The sequence below is a fragment of the Magnetococcales bacterium genome (genome assembly GCA_015232395.1).
Classification (GTDB): Bacteria; Pseudomonadota; Magnetococcia; order Magnetococcales; family JADFZT01; genus JADFZT01.
Window position 1 is genome coordinate 1 of record JADFZT010000046.1, and the last position, 20,703, is coordinate 20,703.

Annotated in this window: 15 protein-coding genes; 6 read left to right on the plus strand and 9 right to left on the minus strand. The window is 55.3% G+C overall.

Features of this window, described 5'->3' with window-relative positions; genetic code table 11:
- Positions 1 to 215: 215 nt before the first annotated feature.
- The 5 genes from trmB to HQL52_12915 all read right to left on the minus strand — a co-directional run bounded on the left by trmB (position 216) and on the right by HQL52_12915 (position 5,926).
- The gene (gene trmB / locus HQL52_12895; protein ID MBF0370343.1) at positions 216 to 1,010 is read right to left on the minus strand and encodes a tRNA (guanosine(46)-N7)-methyltransferase TrmB; all 795 of its coding nucleotides are present in this window, start codon (positions 1,008 to 1,010) and stop codon (positions 216 to 218) included.
- Positions 1,007 to 1,837: an FAD-dependent thymidylate synthase gene (thyX, locus tag HQL52_12900; protein ID MBF0370344.1), complete on the minus strand. Its 831-nt coding sequence runs from the start codon at positions 1,835 to 1,837 to the stop codon at positions 1,007 to 1,009. Before thyX ends, trmB begins: the two co-directional genes overlap by 4 nt.
- Positions 1,838 to 2,026: 189 nt before the next feature.
- Positions 2,027 to 3,052, minus strand: coding sequence for a GGDEF domain-containing protein (locus tag HQL52_12905; protein ID MBF0370345.1), 1,026 nt, complete (start codon positions 3,050 to 3,052; stop codon positions 2,027 to 2,029).
- Positions 3,053 to 3,111: 59 nt separating this feature from the next.
- Positions 3,112 to 4,260 (minus strand): aldo/keto reductase, encoded by a 1,149-nt coding sequence (locus HQL52_12910; GenBank protein ID MBF0370346.1) that lies wholly within the window; start codon positions 4,258 to 4,260, stop codon positions 3,112 to 3,114.
- Between the two features lie 103 nt (positions 4,261 to 4,363).
- Positions 4,364 to 5,926 (minus strand): NAD(P)H-hydrate dehydratase, encoded by a 1,563-nt coding sequence (locus HQL52_12915; GenBank protein ID MBF0370347.1) that lies wholly within the window; start codon positions 5,924 to 5,926, stop codon positions 4,364 to 4,366.
- A gap of 141 nt (positions 5,927 to 6,067) precedes the next feature.
- On the opposite strand from HQL52_12915, the gene HQL52_12920 reads away from it, so the two are divergent.
- Positions 6,068 to 6,982, plus strand: coding sequence for an ATP-binding cassette domain-containing protein (locus tag HQL52_12920; protein MBF0370348.1), 915 nt, complete (start codon positions 6,068 to 6,070; stop codon positions 6,980 to 6,982).
- A 181-nt stretch (positions 6,983 to 7,163) separates the two neighbouring features.
- Here the strand turns inward: HQL52_12920 and HQL52_12925 are convergent, their stop codons facing one another.
- The 4 genes from HQL52_12925 to HQL52_12940 form a co-directional block, all read right to left on the minus strand.
- On the minus strand, positions 7,164 to 8,390 hold the full coding sequence (locus HQL52_12925; protein ID MBF0370349.1) for a tail fiber domain-containing protein: 1,227 nt from the start codon (positions 8,388 to 8,390) through the stop codon (positions 7,164 to 7,166).
- 73 nt (positions 8,391 to 8,463) lie between these two features.
- Positions 8,464 to 9,054: a hypothetical protein gene (locus tag HQL52_12930; GenBank protein MBF0370350.1), complete on the minus strand. Its 591-nt coding sequence runs from the start codon at positions 9,052 to 9,054 to the stop codon at positions 8,464 to 8,466.
- Positions 9,055 to 9,085: 31 nt separating this feature from the next.
- A complete protein-coding gene (locus HQL52_12935) occupies positions 9,086 to 10,633 on the minus strand; it encodes a tandem-95 repeat protein (GenBank protein MBF0370351.1) in 1,548 nt (515 codons plus the stop codon).
- Between the two features lie 411 nt (positions 10,634 to 11,044).
- Complete coding sequence (locus tag HQL52_12940; protein ID MBF0370352.1) at positions 11,045 to 12,058, minus strand: TIGR02281 family clan AA aspartic protease; 1,014 nt, start codon at positions 12,056 to 12,058, stop codon at positions 11,045 to 11,047.
- 119 nt (positions 12,059 to 12,177) lie between these two features.
- Between HQL52_12940 and HQL52_12945 the strand changes: the two genes are divergently transcribed.
- The 5 genes from HQL52_12945 (at position 12,178) to HQL52_12965 (ending at position 20,656) form a co-directional block, all read left to right on the plus strand.
- Complete coding sequence (locus HQL52_12945) at positions 12,178 to 12,945, plus strand: ABC transporter permease (protein MBF0370353.1); 768 nt, start codon at positions 12,178 to 12,180, stop codon at positions 12,943 to 12,945.
- A 232-nt stretch (positions 12,946 to 13,177) separates the two neighbouring features.
- On the plus strand, positions 13,178 to 13,573 hold the full coding sequence (locus tag HQL52_12950) for an SCP-2 sterol transfer family protein (GenBank protein ID MBF0370354.1): 396 nt from the start codon (positions 13,178 to 13,180) through the stop codon (positions 13,571 to 13,573).
- 157 nt (positions 13,574 to 13,730) lie between these two features.
- Positions 13,731 to 14,924, plus strand: a complete 1,194-nt coding sequence (locus tag HQL52_12955; protein MBF0370355.1) for an efflux RND transporter periplasmic adaptor subunit — start codon at positions 13,731 to 13,733, stop codon at positions 14,922 to 14,924.
- Between the two features lie 164 nt (positions 14,925 to 15,088).
- A complete protein-coding gene (locus tag HQL52_12960; GenBank protein ID MBF0370356.1) occupies positions 15,089 to 18,913 on the plus strand; it encodes an efflux RND transporter permease subunit in 3,825 nt (1,274 codons plus the stop codon).
- Between the two features lie 9 nt (positions 18,914 to 18,922).
- The gene (locus HQL52_12965) at positions 18,923 to 20,656 is read left to right on the plus strand and encodes a hypothetical protein (protein ID MBF0370357.1); all 1,734 of its coding nucleotides are present in this window, start codon (positions 18,923 to 18,925) and stop codon (positions 20,654 to 20,656) included.
- Positions 20,657 to 20,703 lie beyond the last annotated feature (47 nt).

A 20,703-nucleotide genomic window follows, 5' to 3' on the forward strand; every position in this document is an offset into this window, starting at 1 on the left:
TCAGCTCCCTGGATCCCCGCCTTCGCGGGGATGACGAGTCAGGGAAGAGTGTCCAATTTTGAGATAGAACTGCTATATCAAGCTCAGGGTATCAAGCTCAGGGAAAAGGGCTGCACAGGGGAGAGAGTGCTCTGGAAAAAGTCATGCAGGGGGAAATCAGGAAGGGGGACGGCTCAAAAAAACATCTTCTCAAACAACGCAATACGGATAAAAACTCAGCGCTTGGGGGGATCAGCCACTTTGGCATAGAGCAGATGATGGGTACCACGGCCTGCTGCCAAACCCTTTTCCTGAAACCGGGTCTCGATCCACCCCTCCGGTTCCGGAGCAAAACAGCCAGACCCCACCTGGTTGGCAAAGCAGGGATGTTTTTCCAGCATCTCCAACATCCACTCCCCATACTCCGCCCAATCCGTAGCGAGACTCAAAAGCCCCCCTTGCCGCATACCCAGAGCCAGGCAATCCAAAAATTCAGGTTGGATAAGTCTGCGTTTATGGTGGCGTTTTTTGGGCCAGGGATCGGGAAAGTTGATGATGACGCGATCCAGACTGGTTGGGGGAATTTCCTCAACGATGGCAGACTGGGCAGGCTCTTTGGAGATGCGGACATTGGTCAGACCCGCAGGCTCCACCTTGCGGATCAACCCTGCCACCCCCTCCAAAAAAACATCGATACCAATAAAACGATCCCCTGGATATCTCTTGGCCAGATCAGTCAAAAACAGACCGTTGCCGAAACCAATCTCCAATACCAAGCGACCCGAATCAGGATCCGCCCCCAGAAGCCCCATCAGCTCCCGGCGATCCCCCGCTTTGGGAATCTGGTAGCGGGGCAAGGTGTCGAGAAGCCAATCCACTTCCCTGGTTTTCAGACGACCTTTTTTGCGCCCATGAATCTTGAGCCGCCCTCTCTCCTCAGAAGCACCGGCATCCACCGTGAAATCATCAACCGGGTCACTCTCCCCCCTGCCACCCGAATCGCCTCCCTCTGCCCCAGCTGTTTCACTCATGCCCCTTTACCGGACCGTTCCAAAAGTACCCGATCCATGGTCTCTCCCAGCAAGGGAAAGCGGGCTTTGAACATGTCGTAGGCGGCATCGGCAAAAACGCGGATTTCATACTGGGCTTCGGGCTTGCGGCGCAGATCGAAAAAATTCATGAGGGAACGAAAGTTGATGGTCCAGTAAAGATCGGAATAGGTGGAAACCGGCATGGCGTTGCGAAGCAGCTCCCGGGATCTGGCCCGATAAGGGTTACGCCCCCCCTGTATTTTGGGAATCTCCCCCCGCTCTTCGGCGTCACTCACCCGCTTGCAGCTCTCTTCATACTCTTTCTGATAAAAGCTGTGGAGGGTTTCGATCAACGCCTCATAACGGGCCACCTGTTCCTCGTCCATCACCTCGAAGCCATCCACGGTGCGGGCCTGTTGGTCGGGGATATAAAAGGCCGGGATGGGCTGGCGGTAACGCTGGGAAAATTCGTTGAAAGAGCTGATCCGATGACGCATCCACTGGCGAAAAACAAAGATGGGCGCGATCACCCGCCAACGAAAATGGACCGACTCGAAGGGGGTGCCGTGATTGTGGTAGAGAAGATGATAGAGGAGCTGCCTCTCCCGATCGGTAAAGTCAGCCAAACTGGAAACCCGCCGGTTGGTAGTGGAGATCCGGGCGGTGTTGATGATGGTGGCCTCATCCCCCCAGGAATCCTCCAGCTCGATAAAGCCAAAATTACCCACTTTCCGGGCAAACTCAGGGTTCAACCCGATCCGGGTCTCCATCTCCTGGGCCAGCTCCTGGGCGACCTCGGATTGAAAAGATGATGGCGTCTCTGGCATGGGAGTCAATTCCGTCTCTAGGGATATTTGGTTTTCATTAAAAGTTCAAAAGCCACTCGGTTGCGGGTGGCTTTTGTTGTCTGAGGTATGGCCTGGGTAGCTGGTAGGGCCGGCTGTAAGATCTTTTCCCCATCACCCAGGTTGGATTCATCAACATGGCGCTTCAGCCAAATGGCAATCTGCCACCATTCAATCCCAAAGATCCACATCCCCCTCGTCATCTTCATCCTCTTCTTCCAGCTTTCCTTGAGCCACGAGGGTTTGATAGACCTGGACCTGATTGCGACCATTTTCCTTGGCGTAATAGAGCGCTTTATCCGCCTTGTCGATGAGGGTGGTAGAGACTTCATCGGCGCTTAAAATGACGGTACCGATGGAGACAGTCACCCGCCCAACCTGGGGAAAGGGATAGGCTGCGACCATGTTGCGAAACCGCTCCAGGGCGGCAAGCCCCTCTTTTTCAGTGACATCGTTGACCAGGACGATAAATTCCTCCCCCCCGAAGCGGAACAGAAAGTCGGATAGTCGGAAACACTGTTCCATCAACCGGGCAAAAAGAATAAGCACTTCATCACCAATCAAGTGGCCAAAATTGTCGTTGACCCGTTTGAAATGATCGATATCCAAAACCGCGAGATTGGCCCCCTTGTCTTCGTTATCCCGCCGCCGCTTGAGGCCCCTTTGATAGGCCATGAGAATTTTGTTGATTTTATCGTCGAAGGATTGGCGATTGAGCAGGCCGGTCAGGGGATCCCGTTCCTTCTTCTGGATCATGGAGATCTGGTTGCCAAAAATCCGCAAGAAAAAATGAACCAGCTTTTGGGTGCCTGATGCATACTTGTCACAGTCGAGAACCAGAAATCCCTGAAAATTATCTACTTTTATCGGATGAACCACCAAAATGGGGCCGTCCCCTGCCTGTTTCAGAACCACCTCCTGCCCCAAATCCATCGCCTCTGCCAGCCCTTCCACCTGGGACATCGGGATAAATTCTTCGTTAGGATTGAGCAGCAAGAGCACCTTCCACTGATTGCCCTCCCCCTCTTCAGCATTTTTCTCTTGCCGCCCCTGATAAAAACGAATGTTGGATACCGGCACCAGAATCGCCAGGTTTCTGACCAGAACATGAACCAGGCTCTGCTCATCCCCCTGGCCAGTCATCTCCACCACTGCCCCACGCAGGCGGGCATCAAATTTCAGAATATCCTCAGGCACGATTCAACTCTTTCCGTTGGCTTTACTTCATGATGACACCTGATTTTTTAGATCCAAAATCAGTTCTCTTCAAGGGGTTGCATCTTTTTATGGGCTTGCAAAAGCAACTCCGGAATCGCCAGTCCCTGGGGGCAGCGGGGCAGACACTCCCCACAACGGCTACATTGATCCCCCTTGGCCCCGGGAATCCAATGGTCATTGGGCTTCATGAGACCATATCGAAACCGGGCGTGGGGGACCATATTGAACGTATCCGCCATCTGAAACAATCGAAACATTTCCGGAATGTCGATCTTTTCCGGACACGGCAGGCAGCGGGTGCAGATCCCGCACCTGGAAAGGGGGGATTGAGCGGTTTCCCGAGCCAGTGCCAGAGCGGCTTTGCGCTCATTCTCTCCCCAATAAGGGGGATTCCCCAGGCTGGTGAGATGAATATCCAGATGCTCCGGCAAACTCGGCCCGACACTCAAAATGTGCACCTCGGGCTGAGAGAGCAGCCAACGCTCATTATACTGTACCGGGTGTAGGGGAGAGGTGAGGGATTGGAGCTTGGCAGGGGGTGTATAGAGTCCCCCCCCTTTTTCATTGGGAGAGATAATAAAAACCCCCATATCCCGGGCTGCGGCCAGGGCGACCGCCACCCGATTGGCCGGTCGAAAAGCATAATAGTGGAGATTGACGAAATCGAAAGCACCGCTGGTGATGGCGTCGAACAGTACTGGTGGGGGGGCGTGGCTGGAAAATCCCAAATGCCCGATCAACCCCTCTTCCCGCATTCGCTCCAGGGCCTGAAAACACCCCCCCGGACGCAAAGCCAGCTCCAGATGATCCCGGGTATTGACCCCATGGAAGGCAAACAGCGCCACCCGATCCACTTTGAGTCGCTCCAAAGATTGCTCCACCTGCCTGCGCATCTCACCGGCACTCTCTGTGGGCTTGGCCTTGGTCATGATGTGCCAATCCACCCCGGGTGGTCGAAGGTGGGGTAGGGTTTGGCCGATCAGGCGTTCGCTTTTGCCATAACCATGGGCGGTTTCGATGAGATTGATCCCGACATCGAAAGCGGCTTGAAGAACCTCCCGGGTGTTTTCCAGGCTGTCGTCGGGCAGATGGTCGTGGGGCTCGTCCCAGCCGTGTAAAAAACGCATGGTCCCGACACTAAAAACCGACAGGTCGAGAGCTGTCTTGCCAAAACGGCGGTATTCCATGGATCACCCTTCAGACCGTTGATTCGAGATCAAAAACAAAACCCCGGAAAAAAGCCTCCCAGCCCCTCTTTCATTTTATACATTAAAATCAAACGACTGAGGACTAAAACAGCAAATCATTCACCAGAAGACGCAAATGGGGCAGAAGATCCCGAGCCATCAAACCAGCCGGACCACTCTCCACAACAGCCGCATCAGCCGCCGCTCCATGGAGCCAGACGCCAGCACGCACCGCACTTTCAACCGGCCACCCCTGGGTCAAAAGCCCGCCGATGATACCGGTTAAAAGATCCCCACTGCCACCCGCCGCCAAGCCACTGTTGCCGCTATCGTTGATCCAGGCTTCCCCTGTTGGGGCGGCGATCACGGTACCGGCCCCTTTCAGCACCAGCCACACCCCCCACCGAGCCGCATGCTGACAGGCTACCCCCAGTCGATCCCCCTGAATCTCCACGACCGAACAGCCCAAAATCCGCCCCAACTCGCCAGGATGAGGGGTCAACACCAAAGGGGCCGAACGGGAACCGGCCAAGGCGGCAATTTCATCAGCAGCCCCGGAAAAAACATTCAGAGCATCGGCATCCACAACCGTGGGCACATCCCAACGCTCGATAATTTCCAAGACGATACCATGGATGGCATGGTTGATTCCCAAACCCGGCCCCAGGGCCAGGGCGTCCGGCTCCAGGTTGCAGTGACGAATTTTATCCACCGCTCCCGCCCCCAAACCACCCGTCTTGCCATCTTCAGGCAAGGGCAGGGTCATCGCTTCGGTGAGCTGAGTCGCCACCTGATCCTGAACCGACCGGGGAGAGGCGACGGTGACCAACCCTGGCCCGGTACGCAGCGCACCCGACGCCGTCAACACCGCAGCACCCGCCTTCCCCTCTCCCCCCGCCACCACCAACAAATGGCCAAAGCTCCCCTTGTGGCCCGCCTCGGGTCGCTGGGGAATCACCAGATCATCGGGCAAATTGCGGGCAACTCGATGTGCTGGAATATCGATAAATTTATCTGGAATACCAATGGGAACCGTCATCACCTCCCCGGACAGCTCTGCCCCGGGATAGGTGCGATGGCCTATTTTTTCTGCGGCAAAAGTGACCGTCCAATCGGCCTGCAACGCCTCTCCCAGCACCTGACCGCTATCCGCCGATACGCCGGAGGGAATATCCACAGCGATCACCGGTTTGCCGGAGCGATTGACCCGTTGGAAAATCTCCCCGATCACCCCAGCCACCGGTTTTTTCAACCCGGTGCCAAACACCGCATCCACCACTACCCCGGAATGGGCGAGGATGCCATTAAAAAATTCCGGCACCTCCTCCCCGGCGATTTCGATCACCCGTCCCCGAAGATTTTGAAACACCTGCCAATTGATCCGGGCATCCCCTTGGAGCTGCTCCCCCCGACCAAACAGAATCACCTGGGCCGAGACCCCTGACATTTTGAGACGCCGGGCAATGACAAAGCCATCCCCCCCATTATTACCCCGCCCAGCCAGCACCAACACCCGGCGCTGTGGCAAGTCCGGCAGACGCGTGCGCAGCAGTTCCACCACCCCGGCCCCGGCGTTTTCCATCAACACCACTCCCGGCAGCCCCAACGCCTCAATGGTTTGGCGATCTGCTTCCCGCATCTGTTCACTTGTCAGTAGCTTGGTCATGTTTCCAACCCCAAGAAAAAAGGTTCCATCTATTTATCAATCAGTTACTCTCAGAGAAAATCGCTCCGCTTGCCGATATGGATAGGAAACTGTCAAGATAGCAGAGATTTTCAGCGGACAAAACAACCGGGAAGGAATCTCATGTCGCGCGTGATTGAAATCAGCGGCTTGCTGAAGAAATATGCTGGCGAAACGGTGGTGGACCGGATCGATTTTGACGTTCAGGAGGGGGAGTGTTTTGGAATCCTTGGCCCTAACGGCGCGGGAAAGTCCACGACCCTGCGGATGATCATCGGCTTGACCCCCAAGGATGCGGGGGAGTTGACGGTTTTTGGTCTGCCCATGAGCCCGGAGCAGAAGGGGGTTCCGCCGCTTTTGGGGGTGGTGCCCCAGGAGGATAATCTGGATGTGGACCTGAGCGTTGCGGAAAATCTCCTGGTCCATGGCCGTTATTTTGGCCTCTCCACCTCCATTCTCAAAGAAAAAACCCAGGCGCTTTTGGAGTTTGCCCAGTTGACCAAGCAGGCGGATCAGCCGGTGCGGCAGTTGAGTGGTGGCATGAAACGGCGTCTGGTGATCGCCCGCTCCCTGGTGGCGGATCCAAAGCTGGTGGTGCTGGACGAGCCCACCACCGGCCTCGACCCCCAGGCCCGGCATATGATCTGGCAGCGGTTGCGGCAGCTCAGAGAGTCCGGCGTCACCCTGCTGCTAACAACTCATTATATGGAGGAAGCGGCCCAGATTTGTGATCGGATATTGATCCTGAACCACGGCAAGATTCTCGACCTGGACACCCCCACCGCCCTGATTGAGCGCCATGTAGAGCCGGAGGTGATTGAAATCAGAGGCAATGGCGCAAAACCCGACCCCAGCCGCTTCGAAAATCTCCCCTGCCGGGTGGAACCCATCGGCGACACCCTCTACTGCTACACCCACCGCTCCTGCGATGTCCTGGAGCCTCTGAGAGATGAACAGCACCACCTCACCTTCCTCCACCGCCCAGCCAACCTGGAAGATGTCTTCCTCAAGCTTACCGGGCGGGAGTTGCGGGATTAGGTGCCATATAGAGGTCACTTTGGGGGCAGGTTTGGTGATTCCCGGATGACTGGGATAGCCTTCTGATCAGGCCACCCCCCTCCCCCTAATTTCCAAATCAATACGATGGGGACGCAATACCCGATTCCAACGCCCTCCCTCCTTGAAACCGACGCGGTTACCAGAAGGGAGGGAAATCGGATTATTTCAAGCCCGCCTGTTGCAGGAGAGGTGTTTGGTTGGTCATTTCCAGATGATCGACTCGACTGCGCAGTGCCGCAAAACCGGCCAACGACTGTTGCAGAAGCGTTTTCAGGGTTTGGATTTCAGCAGCCTGGTTTTGGATGGTCTTTTGCTGATCCTGCACCACCTTGGTCACCACCGCGACGATATCCATGGGAGAGAGACCCTTGCGATTGGGCGTGGCCACAAGTTCGGGAACCTCCTCAGCGATAAAACCGACCTTGGGGTCATCCTGCTCGTTTTTGTAATTGAAGGTTTTGGGGCTCAACTGTGCCAAAGCCTCCCGGGCTGCTTCGCTGGAAAGATCGAAAATATTTTCCTTGAATTCCCGGCTGGAGGCATCGGTCCAGACACCCCCATCGGTAACGTAAGCACCGCTGGCCATGTGGAGGGGGTAGTCTGGTGAGGCGGTACCGATACCAAGGCAGCCATCGCACTCATCGTTGTAGCTTGAGTTAAGCCGCATTTTTTCGACCCCACTCTCCATAAAAACCATATGGCCACCATTGGTTTTCAGGGTCAGACTGGCGCTGTCGTTTGTTGCTTCAATATAGAGCTGGTTGTTGCTTTGATATATCTGCCCGCTGCTCCTCCCATCACCGCTGGCAATGCTGATGACGCCAGGGGTACCACCATCAGCCGAGTCCCCAACCTGCAGTAGGGATTCCGGCGAGTCTGTTCCAATACCAACGTAGCCATCACTGGTGATCAACATATCCGGATCAATGCTCGGCCCGTGCTCGGTATTGAAATAAATCCCCCCCCCATCCTTCTCATTAACAATCGCCATATTGTTGGCAACTTCAGAATTGGGATAATCAGCACCGTAATACGACAACCAACCAGCATATGATCCATTATCTCGAAATCCGATATAGGTGCTATGGTCTGTGGCGTGAGAGTCCAGAACCACCCCAGCATGTCCGGCTGTATTCTTCACATAAAGCACATTGTCGTTACTGGAAAAATCGTCTGATCCAATACCGATGTTACCTGCTGTGTAATAAAGATCGTTTCCTGTCAAATCCAAGCAACGATCTTCCAGATAGGTAAAATTATCATTCACCTCGCTGGCATAGATGGTAGTGCCACTGGTGAAACTGTTCGGCACCGTTCCGGCATGAGCTGTGGTGGCGGCTGTGGTCAGAGATATGGCGGCAATCAGAATTTTTCCGTAATCATTCACAGTGTTGCTCTCCCAGGATAGTCAACTAACACTATAAAAAGCATGAAGCATGATTGAATCTTTTCATACCCGATCAATCAAACTCACAAATATAGTTTAATTCGGATGTGGAGCATGTCCCATCATTCCAAGTACCAGGCCCACTTCCTGAGTCACCTATCATAAGCGCACAGTCTTCCTCTCCTCCATTATCATTTGGTTCGCCATCGTACCAATTTGTATAGGTGACTTCATCTCCTGTAACCCATGCAAAATCACCCTCCACCTCGTAATCATCTAAACCGATCCATGTATATCGATGTCCATTGGTGTGAACAATGTTGGAACTTTGAACAAGATTCATCACCTTTTCATTCTCTTCTTCCGATGAGATGGTTACGAGGTGACCACCTCTGTCTGAACAAGCAGATACTGCAGCATCATACGTTACCGCCTCTTCTCCAAGGGAATAGGCATGCGTTGCCAGTTCAGTGAGCAGATCTATTGTTTCTGCTTGGCTATTGACTGTTTCAACCAGCGTGTCAAAATTGGCATTCACCTCTGAAGAATAGATTGTTTCCCCAGCAGAGAATGAAAACGGCATTTCAATACTTTCAGCTTGAACACCGCTGCTGGCCAATGCAACGACTGCAGCAAGAATCAAGATACTTTGAGATTTACCCATGATTTTCCCCCAAAAAAAGTTTCAGTTTTTTTTATTGCCAGGGATCTGTTCCCCACTCCGCTGAATCCCAAAGGGTATTCCCACTGTCGTTGTCCTGAACGGTGACAACCACTTCATCGCTGTCACTGGCCCCATCATTGTCGGTGACAGTCAATTCAAAGGTCAGAGCCTCATCTTCTGTCACATCAGGGGCGGTAAAGCTGGCCCTGGCGGTATCGGCATTGGTCAAGGCAACCGTGGTACCGCCCGTTTGCTCCCACTGGAATGAATCGACTGTCCCATCCTGATCACTGCCGCTGCCATAGAGAGTCACCGAATCCCCTTCACTCACTGTTTCATCGGTTCCAGCATCAGCCACAGGCGGCACGTTTTCCGTACCTTCGATAATCGTGACAGTAATGGTGGCGGGTTCCGAATCCTCGGTTGAATCATTGGCGACAAAGGTGAATGTGTCAGTACCAGTGGCATCGGTATTCGGCGTGTATGTGTAGGCCCCTGTCTGGGAATCGTTCATCACAGCGGTTCCCAAACTGCCATTGGTATCGATGGAAAATGTGAGCGTATCCCCATCCACATCACTGGCACTCACTGTTCCGCTGGCGGCGGTATTTTCCGAAGTACTGAGCGTTCCGTCCTCGGCTACCGGGGCGTCGTTGACTGGGTTGATGGTGACGGTGACAGTGGCGGTATTGGAATCATCCGTGCCGTCGTTGGCTATGAACGTAAAGATATCCGTACCGTTGGCGTTATCATTGGGGGTGTAGGTGTAGGCTCCGGTCGAGGCGATGAGATCGATGGTGCCCAAGGAGGGGCTGCTGACAATCTCATAGGTCAGGCTATCCCCATCCACATCGCTCGCTGAAAGGGAGCCGGTGGCCGCGGTATCTTCATCCGTGGTCAGTGTGCCGTCACTGGCTACTGGAGCGTTGTTCTCGACACCGGAAGATTCCAGATCGAAAACCCGCACCAAAAAGACCGCCATCTCCGCCCGGTTGATAGTCAAACTTGGACAAAAGTTGCCTTCTGCACACACCCGGGTGGTATCCAGGGTGTCATCCACCCAACCTTCAGAATTCAACTGTTCGATAAAAGAACCGGCCCAATAACCACTGGAGATATCCCCAAACACGTTGCCTGTGGCAGACGGGGGTTGGTAGTCGGAGCCATATTTGGTGCGCAGTAGGAATATCGCCATTTCCGAACGGGTGATCTCCCGGCTGGGGCAGAAGCTGTCCGAGTCGCATCCGCTGGTGATCCCCAGCGCCGCCAGCCTCTCGACGAAACTGCCTGCCCAGAATGAAGCGGAAACATCGTTGAATGCATTTCCCGTGGCAGCATCCGGGGAATAGCTGGAACCATACTTTGAACGCAGCAGAAAAATGGCCATTTCCGCCCGCTGAAGGTTTCTATCCGGGCAATAGTTATCAGCGTCACAGCCACTGGTGATCCCCGTATCGGCCAGCGTCTCGATATGGTCATATCCCCAACGATCACTGGCCACATCGTCGAACGCCCATGCCTGGATGGACACAAAAAAAGAAATGAAAACAACAGAGCAGAACACCACCTTGTTTCGCATCACTTTTCCTCTCAATAAAACAAATTTAACAAACCTCTTGTGCAGCCAACCCAAGATTAAATGATAAAAACTGTATGCAAGCAGGCAAAAATGGGCAAGAAAAATCTTTCGGCGTCACCCAGCACGGAACACTTTTTTTGTTATTTTTGCTCCCAAACCATTGTTTTTTTGGGTTTATTTAAAACACTAAAAATATTTTAATTCACCAAACAAGAAATCAGTTTGCCATCAAAACGGCAGGAAACTCTCTTATCCACAGGAAATGTTCAGAGGCTGTTTGGTGCGTTTGAAATGGAGGTCGTGTGACGAAATTCCAGCATTATTTTCCGATGATTTTTGCGTCTATTCCGGCAGAGGAAGGGGGGCATACAGGGGGAAGCGGCAAATGATCAAACAGACTCTGCAATGGCTCTACCACTCAATGGTCAACACATTTCCCGCCACCCGATACCCTTTCAGACGGTCAAAAAAGCGCATACCGAGGAGAGAGTTGGTCATGGGGGTGCCGTTGACGGTGGCGGGGAGGTTGGTCAGGGTGAGGTCGCCGATGCGCATCTCTCCCAGCCGCACCGAAGCGCCGGAGCCCCGGCCATTGGCGGTTTGATAGATGCGATTAAAGTGCAGTCGGTCAAGATCGAATCCCAACGCTTGGGCCGTGCTGGGGGTGAGGACGATATCACTGGCACCGGTATCCACCAAAAAACGCACCGGCAAACCATTCACCCGGGCCTCGATATGAAAATGCCGGTTGTCGGATTTGGTAAAATGCATGGTGTTGGCCTCCCCCTGCCATCCCACCTGAGGCACCAACGTCCCAACAAAGCGATCCTTCACCTGCCGCAACTCCCCCCGATAGCCGTAGCCCAGGATCAACACCGCGATGACCGCCACCCAAATGCCCATCTGCCGCCACACCTGCAAACCCGGCCCCGAGGAGAGAAGCCAGCTCAACAGAAAGATGACCAGTCCGGCATGGTAGAGTTGGTCATTGTTGGCAGAGAGGGAAACCGGACCCGACCAGCGTTCGTGGAGCAGCACCGACACCACGGAAAAGAGCAAAAACCAGAACCCAAAACGGCCCCAATACCCCAATCCTCCCCCTGCCCCTGCCGTACGCCGGTTGGCTGGGGAGGGTTTTGGAGCTTGGTGCCGGGAAGGATGCTCGGGGGATCCCTCACTCCCCGAATCAGCAGGAAAAACCAACACCCCCTCACCATGCATCTCCTCCAAAGCGACCAGCCAAGGGGTGGGATTGTCATAGGCCCCTTCCCCCAAGCCTGTCAGCAGATCCGAAATCCCCCGGCCATCCAGACGCTCCAGATGGGCACGCTTGGGCGCCACCACTTCCCGAAACACGGGGTGATGGCCGCTACGGGCGTGCAATAGCCGTAAACGGGAGAGAAAATCCGTTTCTGTTATCGTCATTTGGATCGGGCTTTGCGTCACGCGTCCAGACTCCTTTCCTGTCCCCTGCCATGGACCATTCAAGCCACCAGGTCACACCACTTTGCCGAAACGATACTTTCATGGCAATATGCGCCGCCATGAGCCACCATCCCATACCTGGATTCATTCAAGCTTGGCGGCGTCACTTTTTGGTCTGGCGCAAAACCCTGGCCGCTTCCCTGGTGGGGAGCTTGGGGGAGCCCCTGCTCTATCTCATGGGCATGGGCTATGGCCTGGGGCGCTTTATTGGTGAAATCGATCAACTCCCCTATCTACTCTATGTCGCCTCGGGCATTCTCGCGGCTTCATCCATGAATACCGCCACCTTCGAAGCCCTCTATGGCGCATTCACCCGGATGACCCGTCAGAACACCTTCCACGCCATGCTGGCAACCCCCCTGAGCGTGGCCGACGTGGTAGCGGGTGAGGTGGTGTGGGCCGCCACCAAGGCTCTCATCGCCGGGTGTGCCATTTTTATCGTCGGCACCTTCCTGGAGGCCTTTCCCGCCGGGACCGCCATTTTTGCCCTACCGGTGGTCTTTTTGTCGGGCCTGGTCTTCGCTTCCCTGGGAATGGTGGTGACCGCCATCTCCCCCAGTTATGAATTTTTTCTCTATTATTTCACTCTGGTGGCCACCCCCATGTTTCTTTTTTGCGGGGTCTTTTTTCCGGTTGAAGGCCTCCCCGAAGGGATCCGCCTCCTGGTAACGATTTTACCCCTGACCCATGTGGTGGCTCTGGTCCGCCCCCTCACCACCGGCCTGCCTCTGGAAGGACTTTTCCTCCATCTGGGGGTTCTGATCGGCTATTTGGGGCTCTCCTTCTGGCTGGCAGTGGGTCTGGTGCGTCGGCGCATCCTGGTCTAGCTCGAATCAACATATTGAAATATAAAGGCTTTAACAATTGGTCGTCAGCAGCGTCATCATAACGAGTGGACATTGGCTGTAGGTTGAATTACGATTTAGTGCTTACTTTTCGTGGAAAGAGGAGCGGTTGATATCAGGCTTTTTACACCAACGGATCGTATGATTCAAAAACTATCCCACCCGGCCATGGACTCTAAATGGTTGGCGGGGAAAAAGAAAAAGAGAGGCAAAAATGGCTGAACTTTTCTCGGCAGAGTGGATGCAAACCTATATGGATGAGTGGAACAAGGAGCCCGAGTTGGCTGGGGCTCTGGAAAAGATCGGATTCAATTCCACTATCGCTTACGGCATCGATGGTGACGATACCCCCCGGGGTGTTCTGACAATTGAAAATGGTCAAGCGGTCAAAGGCGAAGCCTACAGCGACCAGGAGATCAACTGGGATCTGCGCGCCAGCCAGGAGAACTGGGAAAAATGGATCCGCAAGGGTCTCGGCATGATGGGGCTCGGCATGGCCTACACCTCCCGGAAGCTGAAATTCCAGGTAGGGGATTACGGGGCGATGATCAAAGACCCCCGTATGGCTGGCCCCTTCATCAAAAGCTTTACGGTGATGGGACGGGTCTAACCAACCCATCCATAAGACAGTGGAAGGCCCTGGACTGGCTCCAGAGGCCTTCCACGTCTGATAACCGCTCTTCGCTTCCAATCAGAAAATAGGGACCGCACCCCCTTTTACCCAGGGAAAGTGCTGATTCCAAAACGTTTTTTAGGGACGGTGTTCCATGATCAGGAAACTTTTCTTGACCGTGACTTTGCCTTTTGCCCTGGCTGGCTGGCTGATCACGCCACCTCAGGCAGATGCGGCCAACTCCTTCAACTCCAGTGACGTTATCACGGTGGGGGCCGGCTCCATCGGCTCCTCTACCACCCTGGGTGGAACGGTGGTGCCCCTGCGGGAAGTGGCTTTTTCCGCGCAGATGCCCGGACGGGTTGAATTTATTGCAGGTGTCGAGGGGGACTGGTTCCGCAAGGATACCGTTCTGGTGGCTCTGGATAACGACGATCTCCTGGCCCAGCACCGTTCAGCCCGGGCCGCCCTTTCCAACGCCGAGGCCAACTGGCGCAACGCCCGGGTTCAATACACCCGGCAGGTCTATTCCGGCTCCAGCATGAGCTCGGACAACAACGGCATGGGCATGCCCAGGATGTTTGACCGCTATTTCACCCGCCCCCTCACCGACATGATGGGAGCGGACAACCCGGAACTGACCCGGCGCGCCCAGATCTATGCCCAGGGCACCCAGATTGATGTCGCCAAATTCGGTCTGGTTCAAGCACGAGCCAAGCTGGAAGAGTTGGAAGCCCGCATCCGGGATACCAAATCCATCGCCCCCTTTTCCGGGGTGGTTGTCAGCAAGCACATCGAAAAAGGGGATACCGTGCAACCGGGCATGCCCCTGCTGAGCTTTGCCGATACCCGTCACCTGCAGATCAAAGTGGATATTCCTGCGCGTCTGATGCCTGGCATCCGCAAGGATATGCGCATTCCTGCCAAGCTGGACGTGGGAGATACCCGAATCCAAACGCGGGTGGCCCAGATCTTTCCCATGGCAGATACCCAGCGCCACACAGTGACCGTCAAACTCGACATCCCCAAGGATGCCCCGGGTGGTCCCGGCATGTATGCGGAAGTGATGGTTCCGGACATCACCACACCGGTTAAAAATCTGGCCACTATTCCCCGCTCAGCCGTCGTTTGGCGAGGCAGTCTGCCGGCGGTATTTGCCATAAGCGACAGCAACAGCGAGCCGGAACTGCGGATGATTCGTCTGGGAGGTTTTGTGGACGATACCACCGTAAGCGTCCTCTCCGGTCTCCAGTCGGGCGAACGGATTCTGGCTCACCCCCCCAGGACCAGCAGCATCAACTGGGATACCGGAAACACCTCCACCGGTCAGGGCTCTTCGATGAATTGAATCTTTTCGTTTCGACAGAAAGATTCAAAGATTGCTGAAGAAGCGTTCCGACATCGGAGAGGTTGTCACGGCCCCTCTGACGTATCAGCTTGAAACCACCTGGGTGAGCGAAGCCAGGCCTTCGTTTTCTGACACCCTCAGAATGATTTGAGGATTGCGGCTTTATGAGTACTCATCTCGAACCACCCGATTCCGCATCGCCACAAGCCCTTCAGGCTCAAGAACCCGATCTGGGCGTTGCGGGGAAAATGGCCAAGGCCTTTATTCATTCACCCCTGTCGCCACTTTTGCTGTTTGCCTGTCTGGCCATGGGGATTTTGGGGCTGGTTTTTACCCCACGTCAGGAAGACCCGCAAATTTCGGTGCCCATGGTGGATATCTTTGTCCGCTATACCGGTGCCTCGTCCAACCAGGTGGCCACTCTCGTAGCCAACCCCCTGGAACGGATCATGAGCGAAATTTCCGGGGTCAAACACGTCTATTCCGCTTCCATGCGGGGTCAGGCGATGGTCACCGTGGAGTTTGATGTCGGCGAAGACATGGAGGAGTCCCTGGTCAAACTCCATGACAAGCTCCAATCCAACATGGACAAAATCCCTCCCGGGGTGAATCAACCCCTGGTCAAGCCCAAGGCGGTGGATGATGTCCCGGTGGTGGCCCTCACCCTCTGGTCCAATGATGTGGATGACGGGGCGTTGAGAACCCTCTCTCTGGATGTGCTACAGCGCTTGAATGAGGTCAAGGATTCCAGTCAGGGCTTCATTATCGGGGGACGCTCGGAACAGATCCGGGTGGAGGTCTACCCAGAACGGCTTTCCGGCTTTGGTATCAGCCTTGATCAGATCGCCCAGACCATCAAAACCGCCAACAGCGAAACGGGTGTCGGCAGCGTCGAAGCGTCCGACCTGGGATTCAAGGTCTATACCGGAGCCTTTTTGAAAAACGCCCAGGACATCTCCCGCCTGGTGGTGGGCACGCGTCATCAAAGCCCCATCTATGTGCGTGATGTCGCTCGGGTTTTTGCGGGACCGGAAGAGACCAAGCAGATGGTCACCTACTATACCGGCCCAGCCTATAAGGAGAACACAGAGAAGGCCAACGGCGCCCCGGCTGTCACCATTGCCATTGCCAAAAAGAAAGGCTCCAACGGCGTTACCGTGGCCAACAACGTATTGGCCAAAGTGGAGGAACTCAAAGGCCGCCTGATCCCGGCCAACGTCAACGTTTCCGTCACCCGTAACTATGGCGAAACCGCCAACGAAAAGGTCAACGAGCTGCTCTTCAAGCTGGTGGTCGCCACCACAGCGGTGACCCTTCTCGTCTGGATGACCCTGGGATTCCGTCCGGCATTGGTTACCCTGATCGTCATCCCGGTTGTGATCCTGATGACCGTCTTTTCCGCCTGGGTCATGGACTATACCATCGACCGGGTGAGCCTGTTTGCGCTGATCTTTTCCATCGGTATTTTGGTGGATGATGCCATCGTGGTGGTGGAAAATATCTATCGACGATGGCTTATGGAGGATATCTGCTGCCACATCATTGCGGTGGATGCGGTGCGGGAGGTGGGTAACCCCACCATTATCGCCACCTTTACGGTGATCGCCGCCCTCCTGCCCATGGGATTCGTCAGCGGCATGATGGGACCCTACATGCGACCTATCCCGGCCCTGGGATCGGTGGCGATGGTGCTCTCCCTGTTTGCAGCCTTTATCTTTACGCCTTGGTTGGCCATGCTGATCAAGCCGCCCATGCGGACCCTGCATATCTTTTCTGAAAAAGAGCACAGCCAGGCGGAATCTCTGGAAAAATTTTATCGCTGGCTGATCCCACCGATGATCAAGAGGCCTCTGCTGGGCTGGAGTTTTCTTGTGGGTCTTGTCGTCATCTTTTTCGCCTCACTGTGGCTTTTCCAAACCACGGATGTGACGGTGAAAATTTTGCCTCTGGACAACAAGCCTGAATACAACGTGGTCATCAACATGCCCGAGGGGACTGCGCTGCCCAAGACGGCCAACCTGGCCCAGCAGATGACCGAGGAGATCCGCAAACGGATTCCCGAGGTGACCGCGCTGCAGACCTATGTTGGCACCGCCTCACCGTTCAACTTTAACGGCATGGTGCGCCACTATTATCTCCGTCAGGAACCCTGGCACGCGGATATTCAGGTTCAGCTGGTTCACAAAAGCAAGCGGGAACGCACCAGCCACGACCTGGCTGTTGAAACCCGCGCCTTTCTCACCCCTATTGCTGAAAAGATCGGTGGCAAAATTCAAGTTGTAGAGATGCCCCCTGGACCGCCTGTACTCCAATCCGTGGTGGCTGAAGTAACCGGCCCGGACGAGCAGACCCGCCGTCAGGTGACCGAAGCCATGACGCGCATGTTTGAGAAGGCCAAGACCATTGTCGATGTTGATAACTATATGGAGGCCCCTTATCAAAACTGGCGCTTTGAGGTGGATACCGAAAAGGCTGTACGTCGTGGGATTTCCGTAGATGCCATCAATCGCAATCTGGGTATGGCCATGGGTGGGGCCAGGCTGGGAGATGTCAAGCGGGGAACCGTTCTTGAACCCACCTACATCGTGATTCAGGTTCCCCTGGAAATCCGCGCCAAGATCAACAGCCTGGCAGATCTCCCCATCTCCAACCCCCAGGGCGGCACCATTCCCCTGGGTGAGCTAGGCCGCTTTACCAAAGACCAGCAGGATGCCGTCATCTACCACAAAGATCTGAAACCCGTTGAGTATGTCACCGGTGAGGTGGAAGGACGACTGGATGCGCCCATCTACGGCATGGCCGAGGTGGAAAAACTACTGCAGGATTACACGACCCCGGACGGGGTGACCCTGTCCGGTGAATATCTCGGTCCCCCAGACACCTACATCCGTTCTGGATTTGAGTGGACCGGTGAGTGGACCGTCACCTTCGAAACCTTCCGGGATATGGGTGCCGCCTTTGCCGTCGCACTGGTACTGATCTACATGCTGGTGGTCTATGAATTCGGCAACTTTACCCTGCCAGCGATCATCATGGCCCCCATCCCCCTGACCCTGATCGGTATCGTGCCGGGTCACTGGATCATGGATGCCAAATTTACCGCCACTTCCATGATCGGTTTTATTGCTTTGGCAGGCATCATCGTACGCAACTCCATCCTGCTGGTGGACTTTACCCAGATGGAAATTTTAAAAGGGACCAGCGTTCAGGATGCGGTCATACTTTCCTGTAAGGCACGTACCCGGCCCATCTTGATCACCGCCTTTGCCCTGGTGGCGGGCTCCAGTGTCATCATCACCGACTTTATCTTCCGGGGCATGGCGATCTCCCTGCTCTTTGGGGTGTTGGTTTCCACGCTGCTGACCCTTTTGGTGATCCCCCTGGGTTGCATCAGTGCCGAGTTTGCCTTTATCAAACCCGGCTCCCCTGGAGGCCCCCTGCCAGTCCCTGGAACAGGACCGGCCACCCACACCCCCCCCTCACCCAGCAAGAGTGAAAAAAAGGGCTTTTTTAGCTGGCTTGGGGGACTTTTCAGCAAGCGTCGGCAGGCACGACTGAAGAAAAAAATGGCCGTGGAAACCCCAGCTGTGCAGACCCGGGTCAATCACCTGGAAACCAAAAAAGCCGTGCCGGAACGCAAAGCACCACCACCGACCAAAACCGAGCCAGCCAAAGAGGCAGCGGCTCCTGAGAAGACTTCCCCGGCTGTGGCTGCCACTCCGGCTCCAGCCCCAGTCCCTGAGAAGGCCCAGGCTGCCAAACCAACGCCGTCTCCCGAGACGCTCATTCTCAGCGCATCGGCTCCGGAAACTGCTCAGCCAGCTGCACCAGCCCCGGCAAAACCAGCCGCTCAAAAACCGGCTCCCCGAAAGGCTGCTGCTAAAAAATCATCCGGATCCCAAAGGGCCAGCGCCAAAAAACGCCCCCCTGCCCGCAAGGAGGAACGTCGGGGGATTCGTCTTAAACCTGGTTCCAAGACCACTGAATAAGGAGCCGTCATGCCGGTCAGGAATCGCAACCGATCCCCCTTGGCATCCCGTTCCCTCCTGACCCTCTGTGCCTTTTTTGGATTCATGGCCACAGAAAAGGCTCTGGCCTTTGAAGGGGCTCCCTGGTGGAATTCGGAAAACACCGGTCAAACCCAAGGGAGTGGTGAGTGGAGTTCCAGCGGCAGTTCGACCGATTCCGACTGGTCCCAAAATCGCAGTACCGGAGGTAGTACCGGCAGCTGGAAGCTGAGTGACGCTCCCCCTTTGGAGCCGGAATCCACCAGTCGAGAGGCCACAGCCAATACCTGGGGGGATACAGCCTCCAATCCGGCCCCCGCGTCCGGATTCGGCCCCTCTGGCTGGAATGAGGGTCAGGGCCAGGATTCCGGTTTTCCCTCTCCTGAGCCCGCTTCCAACTGGGACCATGTTCCCCCGCCTCCCCCTGGAGGCGATTTTGGAAACACCCAAGGGGATTCAGGCTTTGACCAATCCATCCCTGTGCAGACAGGCAGATTTGGTCATTCCATGGAGGGCAGCCCCTATTCTCCCCCCCATTCCGGCTCCGGCGGTGGCTGGGGTAGCTCGGATTATCGAAACAACACGGAATTTTCCAGTACCTATCCTGCCCCCGATCAAGGGGGAAGCTATGGCCGTTATCCCGATGATCACAGGCAAGCTCCCTATTCCCCAGAGAGAGCTGGCGGCGGTTTTGGATCTGGAAATTATGCCTCCCAAGGTAGCCCCGTCTCTGCCGATTCCTACTCGACGATGGGGAGAGGTTATACCCCCGAAGCGGCTGGATCCGGTTACGGTTATCCCTCCCAAGGGGGCGGCTATCCCGTTTCTTCTGGAGGATCCGCCTATGCTAACCAACCCTACAGTGGTGGTTACGGCATTCCCCAGAGTCGAGGCTATCCAGATCAGGGGGGTGGCTACGGCATTCCCCAGAGTCGAGGCTATCCAGACACAGGAGGCCGTTACGGCACGCCCCAAGGTAGAGGCTATCCAAACCAGAGTGGGGGTTATGGTACTCCTGCCGGTGGTGGCTATCCAAACCAAGGGGGTGGTTATGGGGCTCCCCAGGGAGAGCCCGGCTACGGCTATCCTTCCCAGGGTGGCGGATATCGAAACCAGGGCAGTGGTGGTTATCCCTCACCCTATGCTGGATCCGGATACGGCCAACCGTCTCAGGGTGGCGGCTATTCCACCTATGACTCTCCCAGCGGTTATACCTCCCCCGGCCACTCGCGTCAGCAGGCCTTTGGTGGCAGGGAATATCCCACTTATGATGGCTCCAGCTACCCCTCTCAAGGGCGTGGCAACTTCCAGTCTTACAATGAACCATCATCAACCCAATACGAATTTGACGGTTATCGGGACAACTCTTTCAGCTCTCCCCCAAATCATGACCTCCAAGGGGCTCCCCCTTCGGCCAATGAAGAAGGGATGCGCCGGGATTGGACCTTTACCAACCGCAATGCAGCACCGGTCAGAAGCACCTCCGGGTTTGGCTCCTCCAATCCCTGGGATACCCCCTGGAACTCCGCAGTCGACAAAGACTCCTCCTGGACCCCCAATTTTCAGACTCCCCCCAGGGATACGTTTTCTGAATCCCAAAACGCCTCCATCCCAGGAGGGGGAAGCAGCTTCGACACCTCTACCCATCCATCAAATTCAGAGAGCCCAGCCTCCACCTCAGTTTCTTCCGGGGAAAGCAACGCAAACAATCAGGATGGCAAATAAATTGCATAAAATAACGGCACCCTTCGCTTTTGGGAAGAGAAATGCCG